This window comes from Micromonospora arida, assembly GCF_042873195.1.
Classification (GTDB): Bacteria; Actinomycetota; Actinomycetes; order Mycobacteriales; family Micromonosporaceae; genus Micromonospora; species Micromonospora arida.
The window spans coordinates 168,561-174,724 of the sequence record NZ_JBIALC010000015.1; the positions used below are offsets into that span (position 1 = coordinate 168,561).

Here is a 6,164-nt window from a genome sequence, read left to right on the forward strand (position 1 = left end):
AGGCACAATGCGGCGGTGTCAGATTTCGCAGAGCCGCTCGGCTACCGCCTCATCACCGGACCCGATGACGCCGAGTTCTGCAAACGCGTGAGCCTCCTACTCGACCAGGGTTATCAGCTGCACGGGTCGCCGGCGCTGACCTTCGACGGCGAACGCGTCATCGCCGCTCAAGCGTTGGTGCTGCCGCACTCCATCGGCTCCGCGCGACCGTCAGCGGAAGGCGTCGATGTTGCGCGTGGCCCAGGCGGCGAAGGGGCGTGGTGATCGGCCCAGGACCTCGGAAACGTCCGGGCTGATCCGCTGTTCGGCTTCGGTCGGCGTACCGAGGATCGCCAGCGTCCCCTCGACAACCGGCGGCGGCATGAACCGCAGCATCTGCTCGCGGGCTTCGTCGGGCGTCTGGTCCACGAACTCGATCGGCTCGCCGAGCGCGGCGGCGAGATCGGCGACCCGTTCGCGTGGCGTGCGCAGGACCGGGCCGGTCAGTTCGTAGGTACGGCCATCGTGCGAGCGGTCGAGGAGCACGGCGGCCGCCACTTCGGCGATGTCGGCCGGGTCGATCACGGGCAAACCGACGTCGCCGAACGGTGCGGACACGGTCCGCCTGCCCCGGACCGGTCCGGTCCAGGCAAAGGAGTTGGAGGCGAAACCGCCGGGGCGAAGGATCGTCCAGTCGAATTCGGATCGGCGGACGAGGTCCTCGATGGCGCGCAGCGGCGCGTGTGACGGCGAGTCCGGTCGTGTGGCGACCGCCTGCGAGGACTGGAGCACAACGCGCTTCACGCCGCCGGCTGCGGCGACCCGCAGGATTTCGCGCATGTCGAGGTGGGCTCCGGCGCCCTCCACGAGCAGGTACAGCGCCTCGGCGCCGGCGAGCGCCGGGCGCAGGCTCTCCGGCTGCTCGAGGTCCGCGCGATGGTGGCGGATGCCCTCTGGTACGGCGCCCGGACGTTGCCCCCGGGACACCGCCGTCACCGCGGCACCCGAGGCCGCGAGGGCGCCAGCCTCGGAGAGGTCGAACGCGCACGGCGCGCCTACGACGCCCAGCGATGAGGCCGCGGAGGACATGCTGCGGGCCGGTCGCTCCGAGGCCGTCGCGCAGGGCATGCTCGACATGGGCGTGGCCATGACGCCATTCCGGTCGGCGTGCCGATGCGGACGGCCCGCGTCCGGCTTCGCCTGATGGCGGTCGCGCGGAGCGCGGGCCGAGGGTCCGCACCCGGGCGGTCACCTCCTCCGTCGGTATCGGGCCGGTCCTGACGTTCGTTCGCGCGTCAGGAGCGACCTCGCGCGGACCGAGGCCTGATGCAGCCACGGGCGGGGCCAGCGATGCTCTCGCCCCAACGGCGGCCGACGACCCGAGGACCTGCCGGAGTGGCCCGTCACGAGGATCGGGTGCGCATGCTGGCCCGGGAAGCCGGCGCCGTAGGCGACCAGGGGTCTGTTGTGGACGAGCCCGCCGTCGACCGTGATGCGGAACGGCCGGTCGCCGATGCCGGAATCGCAGTGGACGCAGCCGAGTGCGAGCAGGGGAAGCCCGGTGCGCCCGACGGGCCAGGGCAGCGCGGTATGAGGACGCGTAGACATGATCTCTCCAAAGACCTGACGGAAGGCATGGGAACGAACCGACGGCGACGTCGGCAACCCAGGCGCGGGGAACGTGTCAGGTCTAGAGAGCAGGCGGTGTCACGCGGGGTGAGGTCCTCTCGTGAATGCGTCGGAGATGGATACCTCGTTGCACGGTAGATCGGATCGGGTCGGTGAGGCCATTCATTTCGGTGCGGTGTCGGGGCAGTCGCCGGTCACCACCAAAGCCGCGATCCGGGAAGTCGGTGAGGGGAAATCGGCGAAACGTCGGCATTGGCGCGTGGTGAACGACGGCTATCCCGGGCGGGGGTCCTGCGTCGATCATTGCCGAAGATAGATGTGAGTCACTCTCACCTCCTGGTGGAACGCCCGGGCGCGGAGGGCGAGACGTCGGCACCGGAAGCCGGGCGTGACCGAACGGCCCGACTCCGCGTCCCCGGAGGATCGCCATGCCCCGTCCCGCTTTCCGTAACCGCCTCGCGGCGTTCACCGCCGCCGTCCTGACCGCGAGCGTCCTGACGGTGACCCCGCCGTCACCGGCGCTGGCCGCCGCGACGTTCGCCGCCAACGACTACTGCCTCGGCCAGTGTGCCGACATCCTGCCCCCCGGGCAGAACGGCAACGCCACGCTGGTCGCCATCCTGGCGCACCAGGCGCTCGGCACCCGCCCGGCGCACTCGAGCGACCAGCTCGACGAGTACGCGAACCTGGTCTACAACTACGCCGGGCTGACCGACGAGCAGATCGCCCACTTCTACAACGACGCCTCGTTCGGTGTTCCGGCCGCACAGGTGGAGAGCACCGTCTCGCCCCGATCGGACGTCACCATCGTGCGGGACAAGGCCACCGGCGTCCCGCACGTCACCGGCACCACCCGCGCCGGCACCATGTTCGGCGCCGGCTACGCCGGAGCCCAGGACCGGCTCTGGGTGATGGATCTGCTGCGGCACGTCGGTCGTGGCAACGTCACCTCGTTCGCCGGCGGCGCGCCGGGCAACCGGGAGCTGGAGCAGAGCGTCTGGGCCAACTCGCCCTACACCGAGGCGGACCTCCAGGCCCAGGTGGACGCGCTGCGCCTCAAGGGCGCCCGGGGCCAGCAGCTCTACACCGACGTGGTCGACTACATCGCCGGCATCAACGCCTACATCGACAAGTCGATCGCCGACGACAACTACCCGGGCGAGTACGTGCTCGCGGGCGCGGGTAAGCCGAAGCACTTCACCATGACCGACCTCATCGCCACAGCCGGCGTGATCGGCGGGCTCTTCGGCGGGGGCGGCGGCAGCGAGATCCAGTCCGCGCTGGTCCGGGTGGCCGCCCGCGCCAAGTACGGCGTCACCGAGGGCGACCGGGTGTGGGCGGCGTTCCGCTCGCAGAACGACCCGGAGACCGTGCTCACCCTGCACGACGGACAGAGCTTCCCGTACGGGGCCACGCCGCCCGGCGCGAGCAGCGCGGTGCTCCCCGACGCCGGCTCGGTGGTCGCCGAACCCCTCGCGTACGACGCCACCGGCGGGGCCGCCGCCCGCACCGGTGCCAGCACCGCCACCCAGGGGCTGATCGGCGGCCTGGCCAACCTGCGTGCGCACGGCATGTCCAACGCGGTGGTGGTCTCCGGACAGCACACCACCACCGGCAACCCGGTCGCCGTATTCGGGCCGCAGACCGGCTACTTCGCGCCGCAGCTGCTGATGATTCAGGAGTTGCAGGGGCCGGGCATCAGCGCTCGCGGCGCCGCGTTCGCCGGGCTCAACCTCTACGTGCTGCTCGGCCGGGGCCAGGACTACGCGTGGAGCGCCACCTCGGCCTCGCAGGACCTCACCGACACGTACGCGGTGCCGCTGTGCACCACCGACGGCAGCGCCCCGACGCTGCGCACCAACCGCTACCTCTACCACGGGCAGTGCCTCGCCATGGAGGCGCTGGAGCAGCGCAACTCCTGGTCGCCGACGCTGGCCGACTCCACCCCGGCCGGCTCGTACACGCTGCGCGCGCTGCGCACGAAGTACGGGCTGGTTTCCTACCGGGGCCTGGTGAACGGGCAGCCGACCGCCTTCACCAAGCTGCGCTCGACCTACCGGCACGAGGCCGACTCGGCGATCGGCTTCCAGGCCTTCAACGACCCGTCGGCGATGGGCAGCGCGGCGGCGTTCCAGGCGTCCGCGGCCAGCGTCGGGTACGCGTTCAACTGGTTCTACGTCAACTCGACCGAGGCGGCGTACGTCAACTCCGGCTCGAACCCGGTCCGTCCGGCCACCGCCGACCCGAACCTGCCTACGAAGGCCGAACCGGCGTACGAGTGGGCCGGCTGGAACCCGGACACCAACGACGCCACCTACACCCCGGCGTCGACGCATCCGCAGTCGGTCAACCAGGACTACTACGTCAGCTGGAACAACAAGCAGGCGCGGGACTTCGGGGCGGCGGACGGCAACTTCAGCTTCGGTTCCGTACACCGGGCTCAGCTGCTCGACGGCCCGGTGCGCGCCGCGATCGCCCAGCGCAGGCTCGGCCGCGCCGACGTCGTCAAGATCATGGCGGATGCGGCGGTGACCGACCTGCGCGGCCAGCAGGTTCTCGGCGACCTGCTGCGGGTGCTGGACAGCACGCCGGTCACGGATCCGACGCTGGCCGACGCGGTGGGCAAGCTGCGCGCCTGGCAGCAGGCCGGGGCCCGCCGGGTGGAGACGTCCCCCGGCTCCAAGGTCTACCAGCACGCCGACGCCATCCGGATCTTCGACGCCTGGTGGCCGCTGCTGGCCTCGGCGCAGTTCCGTCCCGGCCTCGGGCCAGACCTCTACGCCGCGCTGGTCGACGCCATCGAGGTGAACGAGGCGCCGTCGGGCGGCCAGAACGGCGGACGCGACGGCGCCGCAAGTTGGGCGTTGCAGGGGCAGGCGCACAAGGGCTCGTCGTTCCAGTACGGCTGGTGGGGCTACGTCGACAAGGACCTGCGGACCGTACTCGGCGACCCGGTGGCGGGTGGGCTGGGCCGCTCGTACTGCGGCAACGGCAACCTCGGCGCGTGCCGGCAGGCCCTGCTCGACGCGCTCGGCCAGGCCGCCGCGGTGCCGGTCACCACTGTCTACCCCGGAGACAAGTCCTGCGGCGCAGGCGACCAGTGGTGTGCCGACTCGATCGCCCAGTCCGGGCTCGGCGGCATCACCCACCCGGTGATCGCCTGGCAGAACCGCCCCACCTACCAGCAGGTCGTCTCGTTCCCGGCGCGCCGGGGCGACGACGTCACCAACCTGGCGCAGGGCCGTCCGACCACCGCATCGAGCACGCAGTTCCTGACCAGCCACACGCCGGACAAGGCGGTCGACGGCAGCCTCGGCAGCCGGTGGGCCAGCAGTTACAACGACAACCAGTGGCTCCGGGTCGACCTCGGGGCGGCCCGCAGCGTCAGCCGGGCCGTGCTGCGCTGGGAAGCCGCGCACGGCACCTCGTACCGGATCGAGGTCTCCGGCGACGGCAGCTCCTGGACGCCGGTGTTCGCCACCACCACCGGCAACGGCGGCGTCGACAACGCCACCTTCGCCCCCGTCACCGCCCGCTACGTGCGGGTGTACGGGGTCAAGCGGGCCACCTCGTACGGGTTCTCGCTCTACGAATTCGAGCTGTACGGCAAGTGACCGTGCCCGGAGGGGTTGGCGGGAATCACGCCAGCCCCTCCGGTGCGCGGTGCGTCGTGGCCGATGCGGGGCCCAGTCAGCGGGTCGGCTCCTCGGACGGCTGCACGAGGAACGACTTGATGTGTTCCAGCGCCATGTCCAGAGCGACTTCCATGGGTGCGACGTCGTGCGCGGCGTTTGCCAGCAGGTAGCCGCCCTGCAAAGCGGCCATCAATCCCGTGGCCAACTTCTCCGGGTTGGCATCCTGGCGCAGTAGGCCGCTGTCGCGCATCCGGTGCAGGCCATCACTGATCAGCCTTTCCCATGCCGCGAACGTCTCCGACAGGGCCGATCGAGCCTGCTCATCCTGATCAGACAGTTCGAGAGTCATCGACCCGAGGCCGCAGCCGTATTTGCCGTTGTTCAGCGAGTTGGCCTGGACCAGAGCGTTACGCCACCGGACGAGTCCTGAGAACGATCTGAGTCGTTCGAGCCCTGCGCGTTCACGCTGAAGCACAAGCGCGCCTCGATAACTGACCAAGGCGCGCACGAGTTCCTGCTTGTCGGCGAAGTGGTGGTAGAGCTGAGACTTGCTCGTCTGGCTTGCCTCGCGGATGTCGTCAAGCGTTGTCGCGTTGACTCCGCGCACGAGCATCAGCCGGTTCGCTGCATCGAGGATCCGGTCTCGCGTCGCGATGCCCCGTTGACTGATCCTCCGCCTATTCGTCGGCGCAGCCACCTGCTCGTCGCTCATCTGTCAAGTGTATCCAGCGAACCAGATTGTCCCGGGGGAACGGGACCTTGGAGTCCATTCGGCGACACGACGCATTCACGTGATGGGCGGCCCGGACCGGCGGGGGGGCCCCCGGGGCCCGCGCCCGGGGGGGGGGGGGGGCCCCCCCGGGGGGCGCCCCCCCCCCCGGGGGGGGGCGGGGGGGGGGGTTAACGCGGGGGGGGGGTGGC

4 protein-coding genes are annotated in these 6,164 nt (G+C 70.8%); 2 read left to right on the forward strand and 2 right to left on the reverse strand.

Annotated features, from left to right (window positions below; all coding sequences use genetic code 11):
- Positions 1–15: 15 nt before the first annotated feature.
- On the forward strand, positions 16–264 hold the full coding sequence (locus tag ACFYP0_RS30320; RefSeq protein ID WP_386998383.1) for a DUF1737 domain-containing protein: 249 nt from the start codon (positions 16–18) through the stop codon (positions 262–264).
- On the opposite strand, the gene ACFYP0_RS30325 is transcribed toward ACFYP0_RS30320, so the two are convergent.
- Entirely contained in the window at positions 211–1,128 is a 918-nt protein-coding gene (locus tag ACFYP0_RS30325) for an NAD(P)H-binding protein (protein WP_386998384.1), read from the reverse strand. The two genes, ACFYP0_RS30320 and ACFYP0_RS30325, sit on opposite strands and share 54 nt — an antisense overlap.
- 908 nt (positions 1,129–2,036) lie before the next feature.
- Between ACFYP0_RS30325 and ACFYP0_RS30330 the strand changes: the two genes are divergently transcribed.
- Positions 2,037–5,222 carry a penicillin acylase family protein gene (locus tag ACFYP0_RS30330; RefSeq protein ID WP_386998385.1) on the forward strand — a complete coding sequence of 1,062 codons (3,186 nt, stop codon included), beginning with the start codon at positions 2,037–2,039 and terminating at the stop codon, positions 5,220–5,222.
- A gap of 76 nt (positions 5,223–5,298) precedes the next feature.
- Here the strand turns inward: ACFYP0_RS30330 and ACFYP0_RS30335 are convergent, their stop codons facing one another.
- Positions 5,299–5,955 carry a TetR/AcrR family transcriptional regulator gene (locus ACFYP0_RS30335; RefSeq protein WP_356974634.1) on the reverse strand — a complete coding sequence of 219 codons (657 nt, stop codon included), beginning with the start codon at positions 5,953–5,955 and terminating at the stop codon, positions 5,299–5,301.
- Positions 5,956–6,164 lie beyond the last annotated feature (209 nt).

Coding starts and splice junctions, on each gene's coding strand:
- ACFYP0_RS30335 (WP_356974634.1), bottom strand. CDS start 5,955: ATGAGCGACGAGCAGGTGGCTGCGCCGACGAATAGGCGGAGGATCAGT.
- ACFYP0_RS30325 (WP_386998384.1), bottom strand. CDS start 1,128: ATGGCCACGCCCATGTCGAGCATGCCCTGCGCGACGGCCTCGGAGCGA.
- ACFYP0_RS30330 (WP_386998385.1), top strand. CDS start 2,037: ATGCCCCGTCCCGCTTTCCGTAACCGCCTCGCGGCGTTCACCGCCGCC.